The 19,176-nt window shown below is 61.7% G+C and carries 14 protein-coding genes; 5 read left to right on the top strand and 9 right to left on the bottom strand.

Annotated features, from left to right (window positions below; all coding sequences use genetic code 11):
• Positions 1-57: 57 nt before the first annotated feature.
• A complete protein-coding gene (locus ACVWVY_RS23945) occupies positions 58-747 on the bottom strand; it encodes a cyclase family protein (RefSeq protein ID WP_456628682.1) in 690 nt (229 codons plus the stop codon).
• Between the two features lie 1,547 nt (positions 748-2,294).
• On the opposite strand from ACVWVY_RS23945, the gene ACVWVY_RS23940 reads away from it, so the two are divergent.
• Entirely contained in the window at positions 2,295-2,927 is a 633-nt protein-coding gene (locus tag ACVWVY_RS23940) for a nucleoside deaminase (RefSeq protein ID WP_456628681.1), read from the top strand.
• 272 nt (positions 2,928-3,199) lie between these two features.
• Here the strand turns inward: ACVWVY_RS23940 and ACVWVY_RS23935 are convergent, their stop codons facing one another.
• Both ACVWVY_RS23935 and ACVWVY_RS23930 read right to left on the bottom strand, forming a co-directional pair.
• Positions 3,200-3,775: a methyltransferase family protein gene (locus ACVWVY_RS23935; protein WP_456628680.1), complete on the bottom strand. Its 576-nt coding sequence runs from the start codon at positions 3,773-3,775 to the stop codon at positions 3,200-3,202.
• Between the two features lie 145 nt (positions 3,776-3,920).
• Positions 3,921-7,421, bottom strand: coding sequence for an indolepyruvate ferredoxin oxidoreductase family protein (locus tag ACVWVY_RS23930; protein WP_456628679.1), 3,501 nt, complete (start codon positions 7,419-7,421; stop codon positions 3,921-3,923).
• A gap of 279 nt (positions 7,422-7,700) precedes the next feature.
• Between ACVWVY_RS23930 and ACVWVY_RS23925 the strand changes: the two genes are divergently transcribed.
• Both ACVWVY_RS23925 and ACVWVY_RS23920 read left to right on the top strand, forming a co-directional pair.
• Complete coding sequence (locus tag ACVWVY_RS23925; RefSeq protein WP_456632296.1) at positions 7,701-8,951, top strand: c-type cytochrome; 1,251 nt, start codon at positions 7,701-7,703, stop codon at positions 8,949-8,951.
• A 199-nt stretch (positions 8,952-9,150) separates the two neighbouring features.
• Complete coding sequence (locus tag ACVWVY_RS23920) at positions 9,151-9,579, top strand: hypothetical protein (RefSeq protein WP_456628678.1); 429 nt, start codon at positions 9,151-9,153, stop codon at positions 9,577-9,579.
• Positions 9,580-9,680: 101 nt separating this feature from the next.
• On the opposite strand, the gene ACVWVY_RS23915 is transcribed toward ACVWVY_RS23920, so the two are convergent.
• From ACVWVY_RS23915 to ACVWVY_RS23900, 4 genes are all read right to left on the bottom strand, one after another.
• Positions 9,681-11,237, bottom strand: coding sequence for a hypothetical protein (locus tag ACVWVY_RS23915; RefSeq protein ID WP_456628677.1), 1,557 nt, complete (start codon positions 11,235-11,237; stop codon positions 9,681-9,683).
• Between the two features lie 193 nt (positions 11,238-11,430).
• Positions 11,431-12,804, bottom strand: coding sequence for a SagB/ThcOx family dehydrogenase (locus tag ACVWVY_RS23910; protein ID WP_456632295.1), 1,374 nt, complete (start codon positions 12,802-12,804; stop codon positions 11,431-11,433).
• A 92-nt stretch (positions 12,805-12,896) separates the two neighbouring features.
• Positions 12,897-15,143 (bottom strand): TOMM precursor leader peptide-binding protein, encoded by a 2,247-nt coding sequence (locus ACVWVY_RS23905; RefSeq protein ID WP_456628676.1) that lies wholly within the window; start codon positions 15,141-15,143, stop codon positions 12,897-12,899.
• Between the two features lie 219 nt (positions 15,144-15,362).
• Positions 15,363-15,491, bottom strand: coding sequence for a hypothetical protein (locus ACVWVY_RS23900; protein ID WP_456628675.1), 129 nt, complete (start codon positions 15,489-15,491; stop codon positions 15,363-15,365).
• Positions 15,492-16,022: 531 nt separating this feature from the next.
• Here ACVWVY_RS23900 and ACVWVY_RS23895 point away from each other — a divergent pair.
• Positions 16,023-16,892 carry a VOC family protein gene (locus ACVWVY_RS23895; RefSeq protein ID WP_456628674.1) on the top strand — a complete coding sequence of 290 codons (870 nt, stop codon included), beginning with the start codon at positions 16,023-16,025 and terminating at the stop codon, positions 16,890-16,892.
• 13 nt (positions 16,893-16,905) lie between these two features.
• Here ACVWVY_RS23895 and ACVWVY_RS23890 read toward each other — a convergent pair whose 3' ends face one another.
• Positions 16,906-17,718: an isocitrate lyase/PEP mutase family protein gene (locus tag ACVWVY_RS23890; protein ID WP_456628673.1), complete on the bottom strand. Its 813-nt coding sequence runs from the start codon at positions 17,716-17,718 to the stop codon at positions 16,906-16,908.
• Between the two features lie 67 nt (positions 17,719-17,785).
• Positions 17,786-18,094, bottom strand: a complete 309-nt coding sequence (locus ACVWVY_RS23885; RefSeq protein ID WP_108518412.1) for an NIPSNAP family protein — start codon at positions 18,092-18,094, stop codon at positions 17,786-17,788.
• 161 nt (positions 18,095-18,255) lie between these two features.
• On the opposite strand from ACVWVY_RS23885, the gene ACVWVY_RS23880 reads away from it, so the two are divergent.
• Entirely contained in the window at positions 18,256-18,954 is a 699-nt protein-coding gene (locus ACVWVY_RS23880) for an ArsR/SmtB family transcription factor (RefSeq protein ID WP_456628672.1), read from the top strand.
• The last annotated feature ends 222 nt before the right edge of the window (positions 18,955-19,176 follow it).

The following is a 19,176-nucleotide window of genomic DNA, read 5'->3' as shown; positions in this document are numbered from 1 at the left end:
CTTGCGCCTTTTGCCTACCCTACTCCGCTGCGGGTTGCCGTGGCGCCGTTGCCGGGTTCACTCGAAGATCGCGACGGCACGGATGGGGCTTGCGGTGCCACCGCGAATCTTGAGTGGAAAGCCGATGAAGCGGAATCGACCGCGTCCCACAAGCTTGTCGAGATTTGCAAGGCATTCCATGTGTGTGATCCCCCGTTCGCCACATGCGAGATGGGCCTGGAAGTTGGGTTCGCCTTCGGGGGCTGGGCTCACCGCCTCCACACCAAACATGCCGATGCCCCGGTCAGCCAGCCAATGCACGCTTTCCACCGCGAGGCCGGGGAAATCGTGGAGGTAGCCCGGCTTACCCAGCAGGCGATCGTTAGTGGCCATGTGCAGCAGCACGGTGTCGTCGGCGCGGATTTCCTGTCCGGAAGCCGCCAGGGCCGCTTCCATTTCCGGGACCGTCACGGCATGGCGCAACGGTACGTGGGACAGATCAAGACAAATGCCGGACGTATAGAATTTCTCCAGCGGCATCTGGTCGATTGAAAGGGCACCGGGACGGGAATCGAAGTGCACCGGCGCATCCACATGTGTTCCCGCATGATCGCTGAAGGCGATGGACAAAGCCTTGGAGGAAAAGTCTGTGTTTCCCGCGCGCTTCTTCTCGGCGTGGTCGTACCACACGGAGATGATCACGGGAGGGTGGGCCGGATGCGTCTGCGTGCGGTGGAACAGGTCACGACTCAAATCGATCATTTCCATGGGGTTCCCCTTAGCGGCTCTTGGTCGAGCGTATCAGGAGATGGTACGAAGTAAGCCCGCATTCCGCGGCCTTTCGCGAGTTGGAAACGGTCTTTGAATTCCCAATCTGGCGGGAAGGCCCGGCAGGGTAAGCTTCTCCGACTGACTTCCACAGTATTCCGGTTTGCTACGCGTATAAAGTCCGAGGAGGAAGCCAACCGGCTCCGGGTCAACCGACGCCAATGACCCAGGCGGAAATTGAAGTCCAACCAAGCTACTCTTAGCTTGGTTGTCCATGGTCTCCCGACAGAAACCGAAGGACTTCCTTTAACTCCGGAATAGGCGGCATCCCCTTCGCTGCGGCTTCCTTGGGACACCATGGGTATGCTTGCAGGTTGGCCTTCGCTATGTCGAAACCTTGTCTGCGACCCTCCGCGAAGCTTTCGGCAATTGCCCTCGCAACGATCTGAGCATCGTCGCAAGAGAGCCGTTTGAGGGGCGCCAATGAGCGCACGATCTGACGACCGCGTATCAGGTCCATCTCTGTAACAATGGGCGGCTTGATCGGCATTGCCGCAACTCCAGAACCGCAGAATACAATAATGCTACCGTGGTTAGGAGGATTTCAGGTATGCGTTTGCGCAACCAAAGCATCGCTTAGTCCGAGCTTCCTGCATTGCTCGCAGTCCATAGAGTGGACAAAGCGAAGCGTGCCCACCATTCCAGACAACGGTGAGAGATGGTGGGCACGGCGCAAGTGCGCCTTTGCCCTACTCGCCACGGGCCAACAGACCTTACTGAACTCCGAGGCTGGGTCGGCATCAATGCCCGCAACGCGTTGCAATTTCCCAGAGACAGATTTCGCCTGCAGTGGGGTATTGCCCCAAAGGGCAATGCGCATCCTGCGACGTTTTGGTTAGGCTAGCTGCATTCTGGATCTGGCGCGTCTGAACCTCAACGTCAGGCCGTGCTTCGAGCCGGCTTTGAACGTGCGCGATTGAGCCGCCGCGCTGAGTCGAAGGCGTCATCCGCCGCATCTGAACGACAACGCGAAGGAACCGACAACCTGGCCTCAAATGGAGCACCCCAATGACACACATCATGCGAGCGTGTTCAGTACTCTTTGCAATCGCGCTGGGCTTGGTAGCAGTAGCGGCGCCGGCACTTGCCCAGAACGCTCCCCAATGCGTGGTGTCGGGATCACCGCCAGCAGGCTGGGGCTTTAACTCGACCGGCTATATCATGATCGCTTCCGGGGGAAGTTGCTTGTTTACCATCAATATTTCGGGCGAAATATTGAGTTCGAGAGTTTCACAAAGACCGGCGCACGGGAGGCTGCAAAGGCTCGATAGGTCTTCTTACATATACACATCGCAGGCAGGATATAGAGGTAGCGATGCTTTCTCCGTTCAAGCGACGGGTAAGAGTCCGACCAGTTCCGGCACGTCAATAGCTACCGTTAACGCAACCTTGCAATAGTCGTTCCAACTCTCCATCAGGGTGATCGCCCCCTGTGCGAACCATAGCGGGTGGTCAGGCAGCACCGACGTGCCGCAAGAGTCAGCGCCATGACCAAACATGATTCAGAAGCATTCGATATGGCAATGATGCGCCGCTGCGTTGCGCTGGCACAATCCGCGAGTTCAAGGAGGGAATACCCGTTTGCAGCTGCCATCGGACGACGAGGCGAATTCATTTGCGAGTCGCTCAATATGGTCAGAAACGACCGAGACGTTACGCGGCACGCCGAGATGGTCGCAATTTCTTCAGCTCAGAAACAATTAGGGTCAACGAGCCTTGATGAATGCTCGATCTATTCAACTATTGAGCCCTGCGCGATGTGTTCCTACGCCATCCGGGAAAGCAGGATCGGTAGAGTGATATTCGGCCTACGCTCCCCGGTAATGGGAGGTAACTCACGATGGAATATTCTAACCGACGCCGGTTTGTCCTCAACATTGCCGGAGGTATTTGCTTCCCCGCCCGATGTCGTGTCAGGATATTTGCATAACGAAGTTCAGAAGGTTTTTCAGAAGCGGAATCCGTTCATTTGGAAATTCGTGAAAGCTCGAAGGATATTCGTGGATGGCTCCGGAGATGATCGCGCCGGGACTTTAAAAGGTAAGATGGGAGTTGGGCCCGGCTCGCGCCTCGCAGCTTTGGCAAGGGTTCTGGTTGTTGATCGCCTTTGGCGCAGTTAGGATTCTTCACAACCCCTGAGCTGAACGCCATCCCCGCGAACGCAGTCATTCGTAGGGCGGGCAAAGCGAAGCGTGCCCACCGTTAACGCCACGAACGCTGATAGAATGGTGGGCACGGCGCCTCGCGCCTTTGCCCACCCTACGCAGCTTCGCCGTCGCTGCGGCTTCCGGATATCCATAGTCCGGAGGTCAGGCAGAAGGTAGCGGGCCGAGGCTTGCGATTGTTCTTTGCCGCATCGCGTAACGGTCAGTCGACACGTCGTGGGCAGGGTCTAGAGAAGGTACGGGATGATTATCTTGGTTCGCTGTCGATAGACCTCGTAGCGCTTGCCAAATGTACGGCTGAGCAGTTTCTCCTCCGCGCGGGCGCGCCAGGCCAAGGTCGGGACGATCCCCAACAGCGCAATAAAGAGAGCCGGCCAGCTGCCGAAGGCGACCGCTTCGCCCATGACGAGCAGTGCAAGACCCAGATAGATGGGGTGTCGCACGAGGCGATAAGGGCCGGTTGTGACGAGGCCGGTGCTCTGATCTGCTTTGGGCGCGAAGCTCCAAGCGGCACCAAGCTCGGCGTGGCATCTGACGACGAGGACGGTGCCCGCTAGCGCAAGAAGGGACCCTGACAGCGCCAGCAGCAGTGCCGTGAAACCGGCGGGGCTGCTGGAAGAGATCAGAAGCGAAAGGAAGAACAGGCCGAAAGCAGTGAAGTTCGCCACCAGCGGTGCTCGGTCGCCACGATCCTGACGTGCTCGCGTCTTGGCTTGTCCGCGACTCCAGCTGACTGTCAACAACGTGAGTCCCGCAAAGGCGAGCAGGGAGACGACACGGAGGACGATGGTCAGTGTTAACATTTCTTAGTCCGGCGCGTAGGGTTGGCAAAGCGACTTGTCCGCCGTAGCTCAACGAGCGAAGGCGGAAGCGTGCCCACTATTTAGCGCCGCGATCGTTGAGCGATGGTGGGCACGACGCTTCGCGCCTTTGCCCACCCTACGCAGCCTACTCCGCCGCGATCTGCCGCGGTGCGGGCGGCGGATTGACGAGGTCGGCGGCCAGTTGCGCGTAGCGCGCCTTGGCGTCCGCAACCGCCTTCTCCTTGACCGGGCCGTAGCCGCGGATGCGGTCGGGCAGCGAGAGAATTTCGACGGCCGTATCGTGCGTGACCGGCGACAAGAGGCCGAGCACGGTGGCAACGTCCTTCTCATAGCCCGCGATCAGATCGCGCTCGAGCTTGCGGTCGGGGCTATAGCCAAAAATGTCGAACGACGTGCCGCGCAGGAAGCGCAAGCCCGCCAGCGTCCGGAACATCGGTAACATCCAGGCGCCGAACGCGCGCTTCTTCGGACGGCCGAGCGCGTCCTTGCCGCCGCCGAGGATGGGCGGCGCCAGATTGAAGTTGAACTTGAAGTCGCCTTCGAACTGGTCGCGAAGCTGCTTTTCGAACTTGCCGTCGGTGAACAGCCGCGCGACCTCGTACTCGTCCTTGTAAGCAAGCAGCTTTGCGTAGTTGATCGCGACCGCGCGCGGCAACGCCTCGCCATAGCCGCCATCGGTAGCCGCATCGCGTACTCGCTTGACGAGCCCGCGATAGCGCTCGGCGAGCGCCGCATTTTGATAATCGGTCAAAAATGCGCCGCGATGGGCGATGACTTCATCCAGCGACATCGCATCCAGCGTCTTTGGTGCGACGACCGCATCCTGGCCTTTCATCATGCCCTCGAGCCGCGCCGGATCGGCCGCGGCGAGACGGCCGAGCTGGAAGGCCTGGGCGTTCATCTTGATCGAGACGCCGTTGACCTCGATCGCCTGCAGGATGGCCTTCGCCGACAGCGGCAGCAGGCCTTTCTGATAGGCATAGCCCAGCATCATGATGTTGGTGGCGATGGAATCGCCGAGCAACGCTTCGGCCGGTTTTGTAAAGTCGTAGAACGACGAATCCTTGCGCAGCTCGGTTTCCAGCACGTGGTTGACCTTGCGGCTCTGGAAATTGAAATCGCGGTTGAGGATGAAGTCGGCGGTCGGAATGACGTGGGTGTTGATGACGCCGACGGTGCGGCTGGCTTCACAAAGCGTGATGGTGTCCTTGGCGGCAGCCACCACCTCGTCGGCGGCCATCACAAGATCGGCGGTGCCGGTGACGATGCGCGAACACGTGACGTCGGCGGTGTGTTCCGAGAGACGGACGTGGCTCAGCACCGCGCCGCCTTTTTGCGCCAGCCCCGACATGTCGAGAATCATGCTGGCCTTGCCCTCGATGTGGGCAGCCATGCCGAGCAGCGCGCCGATGGTCAGCACACCGGTGCCGCCGACGCCGCCGACGGCGATGTTGTAGGGCCGCTCCAGCGAGGGGAATGAGGCCGGCTCGGGCAGATCGCCGATATCGCCGGCGTCGCCAAGGTTTGCCGGCGCGCGGCGGCGCGGCTTGCCGCCGTCGATGGTGACGAAGGACGGGCAGAATCCCTTGAGACAGGAATAGTCCTTGTTGCAGGTCGACTGGTTGATGGTGCGCTTGCGGCCCATCTCGGTTTCCAAGGGCTCGACCGAAATGCAGTTCGACTGCACCGAGCAGTCGCCGCAGCCTTCGCAGACGGCCGGATTGATCATGACGCGGCGCGCGGGATCTTCCATCAGGCCGCGCTTGCGGCGGCGGCGCTTTTCGGCAGCACAGGTCTGCACGAAGACGATCGCCGAGGTGCCCTTCAGCGTGCGGCAGGTTCTCTGGACCGTGTCGAGGTCGTCGCGATGCGCGACCTTGACGCCCGGCGCGATGTCGGAGGCCGGATAGGCATCGGGGTTTTCCGAGACCAGATAGATGTTGCGGATGCCTTCGGCGTGAAGCTGGAAGGTGATCTGCTGCGGCGACAATTCGCCGTCGACATGCTGGCCGCCGGTCATCGCGGTGGCGTCGTTGTAGAGCAGCTTGTAGGTGATGTTGGCGCCTGACGCGATCGCCTGACGGATCGCGAGGCTGCCGGAATGGAAATAGGTGCCGTCGCCGAGATTGGCGAATACGTGCTCTTCCTTGGTGAAGGGGGCAACGCCGACCCACGGCACGCCCTCGCCTCCCATGTGGGTGTAGGTCTCGGTCGAGCGGTCCATCCACAGCGCCATGAAATGACAGCCGATGCCGGCAAAGGCGCGGCTGCCTTCGGGCACCTTGGTCGAGGTGTTGTGCGGACAGCCGGAGCAGAAATACGGGGTGCGGGTGACGGGGGCGACCGCCTGCATCTGGGTCGCCTGCCGGCCGTTGAACCAGTCGGCCTTGGCGCGGAGCATCGCGGCGATTTCGGGATTGAGGTTAAGTCGAAGCAGGCGTTCGGTGAGCGAACTGGCGAGCGAGGCAACGGAAAGTTCGGCGGCAAAGGTCAGGAAGCGCTTGTCGTGGTCGTCCATCTTGCCGACGATGCGCGGGCGGACGTCGTCGCGCCAGTTGAACAGCTCCTGCTTGACCTGATTTTCGACGATCTCGCGGCGCTCTTCGACGATGAAGATCTCCTCGAGGCCGACGGCGAATTTGCGGACGCCTTCCGGCTCCAGCGGCCAGGGCATGCCGATCTTGTAAAGCCGCAATCCGATCTTGGCCGCGACCTCCTCGGTGATCCCGAGTTCGCGCAGCGCCTGGCGGATGTCCTCGTAGCTCTTGCCCGACGCCATGATGCCGTAGCGGGCGTTCGGCGAATCCATGGTGATGCGGTTGATGTTGTTGGCGCGCGCAAACGCAATCGCGGCATAGCCCTTGTAGTCCTGCAAGCGCAGGTCCTGCGCAAAGCGGTCATCGGGCCAGCGTAGATTGAGGCCGCCGGGCGGCATCTCGAAATCGGTCGGGATATTGAAGGGCGTCATCTCGTCGGTGAGGTCGATCTCAGCGGTGGTCTCCACGGTCTCGGTGATCACCTTCATGCCGACCCAGCAGCCGGAGTAGCGCGACATCGCGATACCCAAGAGACCCATCTCGATCATTTCATGGATGCTGGAGGGATAGAGATAAGGCATCAGCGCGGAGATGAAGGCATGGTCCGACTGATGCGGGACGGTGGAGGATTTTGCGCCATGGTCGTCGCCGGCGAGGACGAGCACGCCGCCGTTCTTGGCCGAGCCCGCGGTATTGCCGTGCCGGAAGACGTCGCCGCAGCGGTCGACGCCGGGGCCCTTGCCGTACCAGATGCCGACCACCCCATCATATTTGGCGCCGGGCGAAAGGTTGAGCTGCTGCGAGCCCCAGACCGCGGTCGCGGCAAGGTCCTCGTTCACGCCGGGCTGGAACTTGATGTTGTATTGTTCGAGGTGTTTTCGCGCCGCGAAGAGCTGCTGGTCGTAGCCGCCAAGTGGCGAGCCGCGGTAGCCGGAAATGAAGCCGGCGGTGTTCAGCCCGACGGCACGGTCACGGCGGATCTGAGCCATCGGCAGGCGGACCAGCGCCTGGATGCCGGTCAGGAAAATGTGGCCTGTACCTTGCGTGTATTTCTGATCGAGACTGATCGGACCCTGGTTGATTCCCATTGCACCCTCTTGAGCCTTGATCGGGATGACTGTTTTTTAGCTAGTCATCTGAGCTTGTTAGAACCAGTCTATGTCGGATTTTCTTGGGCCACGCACTACAAATCTCGCCCCCGAAGCCGCGCCTTCAAAGATCGCAATTTCGTGCCGGGAATAACGGCGCCGCTTTTCGGTTTGTGTCGTCCGGGAGCCTTGACACGAAACGGCATGACATCCCTCCTCTGTCGGTTTTCACGCTATAACGCCCCAGGGGGCCAGATGGTGCAGGGACCACGCCCGATGATGCGGACGATTCTCGCTCGCGTGCTTTTGTGCACTGCGTTGGCGGTCGGCGAAGTCTTCGCGGTCGGCGACGTCCATGCCCAGCCCAAGGTCCAATCAAGCGCCGAGCCGACCGCTGACGACATCGCGCGCGGCAAGGCGCTGACGGACGCCGGCGACTGCGCGAGCTGCCACACCGCCGATCCTGCAAAACCGTTCGCCGGGGGCAAGCGGATCGATACCCCCTTCGGCGGCATCTATTCGCCCAACCTGACGCCGGATCGCGAGACCGGGTTGGGCGCCTGGAGCGACGACGATTTCTACCGCGCTTTGCGCTTCGGCGTCGCGCGCGACGGCTCGCGCTATTACCCGGCCTTCCCCTATCCGAATTTCACCAAGCTGACGCGCCAGGACATTTTTGCCATCCGCGCCTATCTGGCGACGCTGGCGCCGGCGAGCAACGCACCCCGCCCGCCCGAGCTGCGCTGGCCGTTCAATTATCGCGTCGTCATGCGCGGCTGGAACTGGCTGTTCTTCAAGCCCGGCATTCTGATGCCGGACCAGCAGAAGAGCGCGGAGTGGAATCGCGGGCGCTATCTGGTCGAGGGCGTCAGCCATTGCGGCGCCTGCCATACGCCGAAGAACATGTTTGGCGCGGACAGACGCGGCCAGGCCTACGGCGGCGGGCGGGTCGCGGGCATGTTCGCGCCACGGCTCGACGGCGCTGAGCGTAGCGGGCTGAAATCCTGGAGCGTGGAAGATATCGCCGAGTACCTGCAGAGCGGCCGCAACGGCAAGAGCCATGCCGGCGAATTGATGTCGGAGGTCGTGGTCAATTCGACCTCAAAGATGAGCGACGCGGATATCCGCGCCATCGCGGTTTACCTGAAAGACCTCCCTGCGGGTAAGCGCGAGCCGAAGGTTACCCAGCTGCCATCGACGCAAATGGCCGCCGGCGCTAAGCTCTACAATGGCGCCTGCATCGCCTGCCATGAAGAGGATGGATCAAGTGCGCCGCGGATCTATCCGCCGCTGCCCGGCAACGCCAATTTGCAATCCGCCGACGCCTTGAGCACGCTGCGCATCATCCTCGACGGCGCCGAAACCGTGACGACGCCGCGCGCGCCCAACAAGGGATCGATGCCGGCCTATGCCGCCAAGATGACCGACCAGCAGATTGCCGACGTGACGAACTATATCCGCAATGCCTGGGGCAATGCCGCGCCGCTGGTGACAGCGGACCAGGTCGCGAACGCGCGGCGGGCGAAGTAGCGCGGCGCTCCTACCCTCTGGTGGACGTGGAACGTCCCTACCGTTCGCCGTTGAACACGAACTTCGGCATTTCCCAATTGGGAACCCGCGGGAATCACCGGTTCCGACATTACGGGGTTGCAACTTTGGCGCGGAACATCCGCTCACGCCAGCCATTGTCTTCCCGCTTACTCTGGGGCGCTAACGGAGGAACCCATTCATGGCATACCAACCTAATCCGAACGATCCCTACCGCGCCGGCCTGAGCGACGAAGAAATCCGCCATCAGGCCCGGCTCAACAGTCTCGACAATGAGTTGCAGGCCGATCCCACGCCTGCCGAAGGCTCGCCCGGGGGCGCCAAGGTCGCCATGTTCGCCGTCGCTATCGCGGTGGTGCTGGGTGCTCTGTTCTATGGCCTGAATAACACCACCGTGAACCAGGCTGGCACCACGCCGCCCAGTCAAACGGCGCAGACAACCCCGGCCAACCCTGCGGCGCCTCCAGGCATGCGTGATGTAACGCCGCGCGCCAACACCGACACCGGCACGACCACCGGTGCTGCGCCCACTCGCCCGACGCCGCCGGCTCCGTCCAGCACGGACATGAACAAGACCACACCGCCGGCCGCCCCGGCCAGCAAGCAGTAACGATCAATATCCGAATCAACGCGCAGCGGGCCAATGGGCCCGCTGCTTTTTTGTGACTCCCAAGAATGCGATGGGACGCCGAAGGTTATGCTCGTGCGGGGTTATCCCCACATGTGGTGGAAGTGGTGCTCGGCGATTTCCGAATGGTGGATTTCCACAGTCGTGGGGGCGACATCATGCGTACCGGCGTCAGCGGCAGCAAGCGTCGCAGCCGGTGCTGCTGAAGCGACTGCAGCGGCTGGTGCAGCGGCAGCAGCCGGTGCGGCCGCCGCCACCGCAGCCGGGGCCCCGGCTGTCGACAGCACCTCAGCCACGGTCAAACCATCGGCATTGTAGGTGCCGCCGTTCACCGGGATATTGTTGCCTCCGACATCGGCGGAGTTGGCATGCATCTGCTCGGCGGCAGCGCCGACCAACGCCGCATTTCCGGTCTGCAAGCCTTCGATCATCTTGGTTACCTCGGCTCCAAGCGTACTGGTATCGCCGAGCAGTTCGTTGTCGAACCGGGCCTCGAAGATGCCCCCCTGCGCGGCGTCGAAGTTGGTGACGTCCGTCTGGAAGGTATGCAGGTTGGCGATCACAGCAGCGGTCGCCGCCGCATCGTGCGCGGTGACGGCCGCAATCGCCTGTTGTCCCAGCGAATTGGACTGCGCGATGAAGTTTGCCCAGAAGTTGGTTTGCGCATCGTTGTCGAGGTATTTCGGCGTGGGGTTCAGGCTGTCGCCAAAAGGCGTGAAACCGGAAACGCCACCCTGGTTCGCCATGTTCGCCAGATTGGTGTCGCCCTGGACGATGTCGATAATGTCGAGAAGGTTGTCATTGCTGCCCCTTCCCGCGTCGGGGTTTATCCCCGCCTGGGCGATGTAGGTGTTCTCGAGCTCGAGCTGCCGTACGACCGCTTCCGCGTGAACGCCAGTCAGCCCGCCGAACAGCAGCGGGTTGGCGGTCATCAAGGCCTGCATGTCCGTAATCATCGCGTTAACATCGTTGCTGATCACGGTCGCATTATTGGCATTGACCCCACCGAGTATCTGGCTCGCGACGTCGTTGAAGATCACGCCGATCTCGGCGAGGTTGGCGTGGGGCGCGGTCGCGGCCGTGACGCCGTCGGCAAGGCCCACGGGTGCGGCGAGAAATCCATTCGCGCCGTCTTGCGTCGCCAGGGCGGCGAGATTGGCATCCTTGTGGACGATGTCGAGGATGTCGAGATGGCTGGTACGCAACGCCGTTTCCGCAGCCGCGACGCTACCGAATTGTCCGCCGCCGTTCACCGAGGCTGTGGCCGCCGAGAGCGCGGTCGTAATATCGGCCAGTATTGTGTTGACGTGGGTGAGCGTGTCGCCGGTGAACTGCCCGGCCGCAACCTCGGCCTGAAGGCCGGTTTGCACGGCGGTGAGATCGGCGGTGTATTTCAATACGCTGCCAAGTCCCTGGCCGCCCTCCTCGACCACGTTTTGCCACAAACCGCCCACCAGGGCGCGACCCGCGTCATTGAACGTAAGGCCAAGGTCCGAGAAGGCCGGCGCAGAAGATGCTGGCGGTGTTGGATCGGCAGGCGGGGTCGGATCGGTTGGAGGTGTCGGGTTGGTCGGGGGATCCGGAGTAACAACCGGGGGCGACTGATCGTGGTGACGATGGTGATGAGAATGGCTTGCCATGGGCTGGCTTTTCTCCCTGTCAACGTGGCTGATGGTCGCAACCGATCGTCTTCTTTCATGGCGTCATTCAGCCGATACCGCGGCCGATGCGTGCGGAAGCAAGGTGATACTCGGACGAACATATGTTGGGGAACCGCGACCGAGCGCATTTTCCGAATTGGAACGCGCGTGCCGGTCCAGCCATCACCGTGCTCTAGCGTAAGGCCTCCGGCCTGCCGCGTCCGAGCGCGAATTGACCGACCGGACCCTCTACATGGAATTCGAGCCCCGTCATTTTTGCAAACAGATCGATGTTGCTGGTGCCGATGGCGCAGCCACCAAGGCCCATGTCGGTCGCCGCCAGGTAGAACGTCTGGATCAGGCTGCCGACATCTTTCAGGATCAGCGAATATGCGATTGAGCTGTATTTCCAGGAGATCCGCCCAAAGCGCGCTGATATCGTGATCAGGACCTGCGGTGGACCTGACGCGTCCATGGCAAACTCGGCTGCCGCTGAAAGCGCCTTGAGCTGCTGTGCGGAGACCTCGATCGCTACCAGCGCGTGGCCGCCTGCGTCGTAGTGGTAAAGTCCGCGTGCAAGCCCCTCGCAGTTCGTCACCGCCAGATACAATTCCAGTTCGTACGCGCTGCCGGCCGCCGGATAGGGTCTTGTGCTGTAGGTGATCTCAGGAATGCCTACGAAATTCGCGTCACTCTTCCATTCCGACAGGACGCGAGCGGTGGTGTCGAGAAAGCGCGCGAGTTCAGCGAGCGTGATCGGATGCTCGTCATCGAAATCCCGGACCGAATGGCGTTCGCGCAACAGCTTTGCGAAGGGCGAGATCGGATCCGACGTAGGCAATTTCCGCAGGTCGATCTTCTTGCCGGGCCACGATGGACGCACCGCAGGCAGCGGTGAAACGACGCTTGCATAGGTGAAGGTGCCGCCAACCGGATTGGCATGTCGGCCCTCCGTGCTCCGCGTGTGAAACACGAGATCGTGGAAATCCCAAAGAACAAGATTGCCGTCGCCTTCATTCACCCGAAGGCCGTCGCCGTTTTTCGCATCGAGCTTGAGCAGGAACTGGCTATCCAGCAGCAGTTCGAGCAGATCGAGGTTGAAGGGGGCCGCGTGGCGGCGAAGCCTGCTGATCTTCTGAGGCCGCGACAGCGCAGCGAGGGTGGCGACAATGGCGGGATCGCCAATTCGAAACAGCGCGCCGGCGCGCGGCGATTCCAGCACCATCTCGTTGCCACGCCGGCGCAGATTGGCAAAGCGCGACAACACGACGGTGTCACCCTCACCGAGCTTTGCGCGTTGCGGCCAGTACTCAGGGACCTGGGGCTCGATGACCGCGAGGACCTGCTCGTCACGCGGAAAGGACAGGCTATATTCGAGCAGCCCGTGCCGCGCCAGTCGATGCACAAGGACGTCCACTTCCCTCGCGATGGCGCTCTTGCCGGCAAAGGACGCCAGCGGCAGGCCGTCGATCAAATTTCGCGCGCGGTCCATCGCGGCCGCGCTCAATTGTCCCAGATTGACGGAATAACCGTCCATGAAGGCGGTGATGCTCCCGTCCGCCTGCATCTGCAGGGAGAAATGACCGTTCAATCGGGCGGTGATGACGGGCGCGATCTTCCTGGTCGACTTTTTCCGGGGAGCGCGCACGAAAGACCCTTTCAGGTGTGCGGCAGGAACGGAGTGAGTTCGCTTTCCAGTCGCGGGCGATCCAACAATCCAAGCCTCACGGGAACATCGTAAAGCCGGCCCGGTGCGAAGCGGCGATAGAAATGCCGCAACCCCGGAACGAGCACTCGAACGACGGGGACCTCAACGTCGGGCCGCGTCTGGTCGAGCACGAGGAAATCGTAACCTGCCTGGGTTGCGATCTCGACACAGGCATTCACCTGATCGCGCGTGTTGTCGTGAACCTTGAGGTCGGGAGCCGGCGGAACGACCGGATTGTCGCTCGGGATTAGGAACGGATAATCTTCCAGGCGCAGCGGATTGACACCGTCAAGCGATGGCTTCTCGCCGCTGCCGCCGCCCATCATGCCAATCGACATGAATTGGGTCAGCTCGGTAAGGGAACGCAGCAAGGCGATGCGGCGATCGAAATGCGCGCCGGAGCCGAACTCGATATTCTCGTGGCCGTTCTGCATCCAGTGCATGATCGCCACGTAAGTGGGAACGCCGAGGTCGCTGGTGACGTCGAGCACCCACAGCCGGCGCCCGGCATCGGCAAACTGGGCTTGCAGATCGCGGACATAGGAATCATCGAATTGCTTGAGGTCGAGCTCGGCACGCTGCAGCCGATTGTACCACCAGATGGCGTAGGCATCGCGCTCGATCAGTTCGAGGAAACCCTGAACGATGGCTTCCTCGCGGGTGTTGCCGGCCGCGCAACCGTTGGAGTCCGTATGGAAGCCGCCATAGAAGAAGTAAAGCAGACCGGTCGGAAGATATTTGAAGCGCTTGTCGCGCAACGACCAGACCGGCGACCACTCGGTCCTCATCGAAGGATCGAGCGGCTCAGGAACCGGATGTGCGTCGTCCGGCTGCTCGGCAAACCTGCCTTGAAACTGCGCTTCGCTGAAAAGCTGGACGTCATTGGGGTGAATGGCATCGCCGGGATCGAAATCGGTAAAGCGGCGCGCCTTCCTGATCTCGTCACCCTGGAAAATGCCCGAATAGCGCTCGATGGCCTCCATCAGCGCACTGGCCTCGCCCTGCTCGGCCGTGGAGCCCTTGCCGAAGCTGCCGCCACTCAGTCCGGACCTGAGCTGATCGACGCTTTGGGCCGGCCCGGAGAAATTGTGGTAGGCGAAAAAATTGGTGTTCATCGGCAGATCGACCTCGATCCGCTCGAGCCGCGTCACCACGCCAGTCAGCGGGCTTACATGCTTGCGGAAGCGGGCCACGGTGGCCCGAGAGGTCACGGTGCGATATCCACCGCTGGTCATGATGAGCTTGCTGCCTTCGGCGAGTTCGATTGACGTCGCCGCCCGGCGCGGACTCTGCAGCTTCTTACTGCCGCAGGTCAGACATTGCGGGCGCCGCGCGACAAAGTGCTTGGCGATAACCGCACCAGTCAGATCGAGGCTCGCAATATGATCGCGCAGATCGGTGCGAAAGCCTGTGGCAATCGCTTTCGTGATTTCGACGGCAGCGAAGTGGATAGCGGTCTGTCCAATGGTGTCCTGGACCAGGGGCGATACGGCGACGGCCCGCGCCTGTCCGCGGTCGAGAAATCCCTTGATCTCCCGGTTGCGGATCATGCGATCGAACAGACAGTTCCAGCAGGCGTTCTCGCCCGGCTTGAACACCGGGCCCACCAGCGGAAAGACACCAGACGGCTGCACCATCAGCCAGGGCGCCTTGCCTGCCACGCGCTCCTGGTTCATCTCGGCCAGCCGCCGGTCGAGATAGTCGTTCACCAACGTGATCGTGAGCCTGGGCGACCGCTTGGTAATTTGAACGCCGAGTTTGCTCAGGGCCGCGGCAAGTTCTTTGGCGCCTTTGACATCGATCGACTCCACCTGCACGGGACAATTTCGAAGATTCTGCTCCGCGACCTCGGGAGGCAGGCCGAGGCTCGCCCAATATCCAGCGACGGCGCCATCGAATGCGTGCGATGTCCCTGTAACGACGTATCGACGCTCGAGCAGCCGCTTGATCGCTTCCTCTATCTTGTCGGTCGGAAAGCTCTTCGAAAGCTGGCGAACGATCTCCGGCGCAGCCTTTCCATTTTTTCCGATCGCCGTGGCCACCGCACAATACAGATCGCCGTGCAGGAAGAATTTGCGATCCTCGGAATAGAGGCAGACCACATCGGGAGGAAGTACATAGGCGGTGAAGTTCGGCGCGAATCGCAAGATGTCCTTGCGGGTCTTGCTCGCAACGCGGCTCTTGCGATTGGCTGTCATGGGGTCAGCACGCGGATCCTGTTGCCTGTTATTTCAGATCGCCAGAGGCGCACGGTGCAACGAAAACAAGAAATTGGCCGGGTCGATCGCGAACCCGGCCAATGAAATCGTGGCTTGTCGGTGCACATTCAGAAAGCGTCGTTGCCTAGCACCAGCGGCACCGGCCCCAGGATGCACAGCAACCCGCACATCCTATGCCTATGCCTATGCCTGGCACCCCTATCCAACCAACGCCGCAGCCACCACAGCCGCCGCAGCCGACGCCGCATCGGCAGGCTCTGCATCCTGCGCAGCCGCGACAACCACCGCATCCGCGGAAGCCACCGCCACCGCATCCACGGCAGCCACCGCATCCACCGCACCCGCGGGCTAGCAGTACGCCGCTAAGGAGATTTTCTTCTTCGTCGAAGAGACGGAAGGTGGCGAGGCTGACGTCGGCAATTTCCTCTTCACCGAGCGTAATCATCGCGCCAGGAGCGAAATTCCGCCCCTGTTGAACGTCACCGGTCGGTACGGCCGATGCCGATGCGCCTCCTGCTAGCGAAAAAGTCAATCCGGCCGCACCCAACGCCGGTACAGCGGTTCTGGTTAATCGCCTTTTTTTCGAAGCTTGCTTCACACGCGGCATGGTCGCATCCTCCAAATCTTGCAAGAAGGATATCCGTCCGTAACGCGATCCTACGCCGACCAAATAAGGCAGGCAAGATTCATGCGCACACGAAAATGTAATGACGCTCGTTCAGATTGCATTCATCTTCATGAACGCTGTCGCCACATTTCCGTTCATTGCAACGACGGTCCGCGCCCGCAGGGCAGATTGCAGCGAGTGCGACTTGGTGCAGTGCGCAATCATTTCGAGGCTTGAACGGAGAAACTGGCTTGGTCAATCAACCCGGACGCTTCGCCTGGTATGAGCTTCTGACCACGGACGTCGCGGCAGCAGGCGCCTTTTATGGCAAGGTCGTCGGCTGGGATGCGAAGGATGCGTCGACTCCTGAATTGGCCTACACGGTGCTTTCTGCCGGCGACGCTCCGGTAGGCGGGCTGATGGATATCCCGGAAGAAGGGCGGCGATTGGGGGCAACTCCGAGATGGGTCGGCTACGTCGCAGTCGATGACATGGATGCGACGGCCATGCAGATCAGGCGTCGTGGAGGCGCTGTCATGCTGCCGCCAACGGACAGCAATATCGGCCGGGTTTCAGTGGTCGCCGATCCGCAAAGGGCGACTTTTGCGCTGGTCAGCGGGCTGACGTATGGCCAACGGCAGCCCGGCGGGCTGGACGAGCTGGGGCGCGTGGGCTGGCACGAGTTGCTGGCTGAAGACCGGAGCAAGATCTTTGATTTCTACGGCGAGATCTTTGGCTGGCAGAAGGCCTCCGGTGAAGCCGATCCGGCAGACGTGTATCAATTGTTTTCGGCGGCCGGGCAGACGATCGGCGGCATGCTCACCAAGCTTCCGAGCGTGCCGCAGCCGTGTTGGCTCTATTACTTCAATGTCGACCACATCGGCACGGCCGCCCAGCGCGTCAATGATGGTGGTGGCCGGGTCCTTCAGGGTCCGATCGAATTGCCAGACGGTTCCTGGATCGCGCGATGCGCCGATCCCCAAGGCGCCCTGTTTGCGCTGCAGGGTGCTCGAGGTCAGAGAGACACCGAGCAACCCTCCACCTCGGAAGTCGCCTGGTCCGCCAAGTGGGGTGGCATTGCTTCACAGGGCAGGATGGTGCTGCCAAAGCCGAAGCGCTAAGCCAGAGCGTGCCCTAGCTGAACATCCTGTTGAGTTCGCCGCCGGGATAACCGTTGGCGAATTCGGTGAACGTCCCCTGCTCCGCCATTTCCTTTGATGCCTTCATGAAGCCGGTCCATGCCATCCTCGCCAGCGCGCCACCGACGCTGATGCGGCGGACGCCGAGATCGCCTGCAATCTGCAGCGACGGGCCGGCCGCGCCGACCAGCAGATTGACGGGCTTTGGCGCGACCGCCTTCACGACCGCCGAAATTTCTTCAGCCGTCGAGATGCCGGGGGCATAGAGGCAATCGGCGCCGGCGTCAGCATAGGCGGTGAGCCGGTCGATCACGAGTTTCAGGTCCTTCTGCCCGCGCAGGAATGCTTCGCAGCGGCCGGTAAGCAGCACGCCGCTATTGTCGGCATCGATCGCCTTGCGCGCCGCCTTGATGCGATCGATTGCAAGCGCACGATCGAACAGCGGTTTCGCGTTGTCCCCGGTAAAATCCTCGATCGAAAGGCCGGCGACGCCAGTCTTCACGGCGCGGGCGACATTGACGCCGACCTTGTCCGGCTCGTGCGCAAAGCCGTCCTCGAAATCGGCATTAACAGGGATATCGACCGCCGCGCAGATCGCCGCGAGATGATCGCAGACATCATCGACGGTGACGCGGTTGTCGGCCTTGCCAAGCGTCCAGGCAAAGCCCGCGCTGGTGGAAGCCAGCGCCTTGAAGCCGAGATGCTGCAAGGCTGCCGCGCTGCCGACATCGAAGGGATTGGGGATGATGAAGCATCCGCTCTTGTGCAGTTCCCTGAACGCGGCGCGTTTGTCAGCAGGTGTCAGCATGGGTCGCTCCCCTCAATGTTGTTTGCGCCGCGTAGATAGGAATGCAACGCCGCTTGTGCCAGACGCCTCACGCCACGACCTTGCGCAGAAAGGTGCGCTCCTCAGTGAGGATGAACTTGTTCTCCTCGGCGAAATTGAAATTGGCCATGCCTTCGCTGTCGGCGCGCAGCCGCGCCCGGTAGCTTTCATAGGCCGCGAGACTCTCGAACGAGATCAGCGCAAAGGCGATGTTGTTGGTGCCCTCGTGCGGCATCCAGTAGCCAAGCAGGTCGCCGCCGCATTTCGGGATGATGGTGAGCCAGTTCTTCGAATATTGCTCGAACTGGGCGCGCTTGAACGGATCCAGCTGGTAGCGGATGAAAACGGTGATGGTCATGACGGGACTCCGGTGGTTGTAATCGTCATTGCGAGCGCAGCGAAGCAATCCATGCCGCCGCAAGCGAGTAGATGGATTGCTTCGTCGCTGCGCTCCTCGCAATGACGTTGAGGCACCAATACCCGCTTGATCGACGTCGATGCTTCGGCTATCATCGAACTATGAAAGCAGGCCCCGACATCGCCATGGTCGCCTCTCTCGTCGGCGATCCCGCGCGCTCCAACATGCTGACGGCGCTGATGACCGGCCGCGCGCTGACGGCGAGCGAGCTGGCGCACCAGGCCGGCATCACGCCGCAGACCGCGAGTTCGCACTTAGCGAAGCTCGAAGCCGGCGGACTGATCGAGCCGGAGAAACAGGGCCGTCACCGCTACTACCGTCTCACCGGCCCCGACGTCGCCCATGTGCTCGAAGGCCTCGCGGGCCTGGCGGAGCGTGCCGGCCATACCCGCGTGCGCACCGGACCGAAAGAGCCGGCGCTGCGGCGGGCGCGGATCTGCTACGATCATCTGGCCGGCGATCTTGGCGTGCAGATGCTCGACAGCCTGCGCAAGCAGCGGCTGGTCCGGCAGACAAAACAGGACATCGAACTCACCGGCGAAGGCAAGCGCTTCATGGCCGAGGCGCTGCAGATCGACACGGAGGCACTGGCCCATCCGCGAAGGCCGGTCTGCAAGGCCTGCCTCGACTGGAGCGAACGGCGCCATCACCTCGCCGGCACGCTGGGTGCCGCCGTGATGAACCGGTTCACCGAACTCAACTGGGCAGCACGGGATCCTGCGCCGGGCAGCCGCGTCGTCAATTTCACCCGCACCGGCGAAAAGCGGTTTGCCATGCTGTTCGGAAGCGAGCCGGCTTAAAAAAACCGTCATGCCCGGCCTTGTGCCGGGCATCCACGTCCTTGCTTCAATTAAATCAAGAAAGACGTGGATGACCGGGACAAGCCCGGCCATGACGAAAGATCGTCTCCTCACCACGAGGGGCGACTTGCTCATGCTCTCGCTAAAACGTGAAATGCAAAGCCTTTACCCCGCGCATCCGTCGCATCAATAAGGCGCCATCAGAGGGAGCCTGCGATGCGC

This window comes from Bradyrhizobium sp. URHC0002 (genome assembly GCF_054059515.1).
This window is presented reverse-complemented; position numbering and strand designations above follow the sequence as displayed.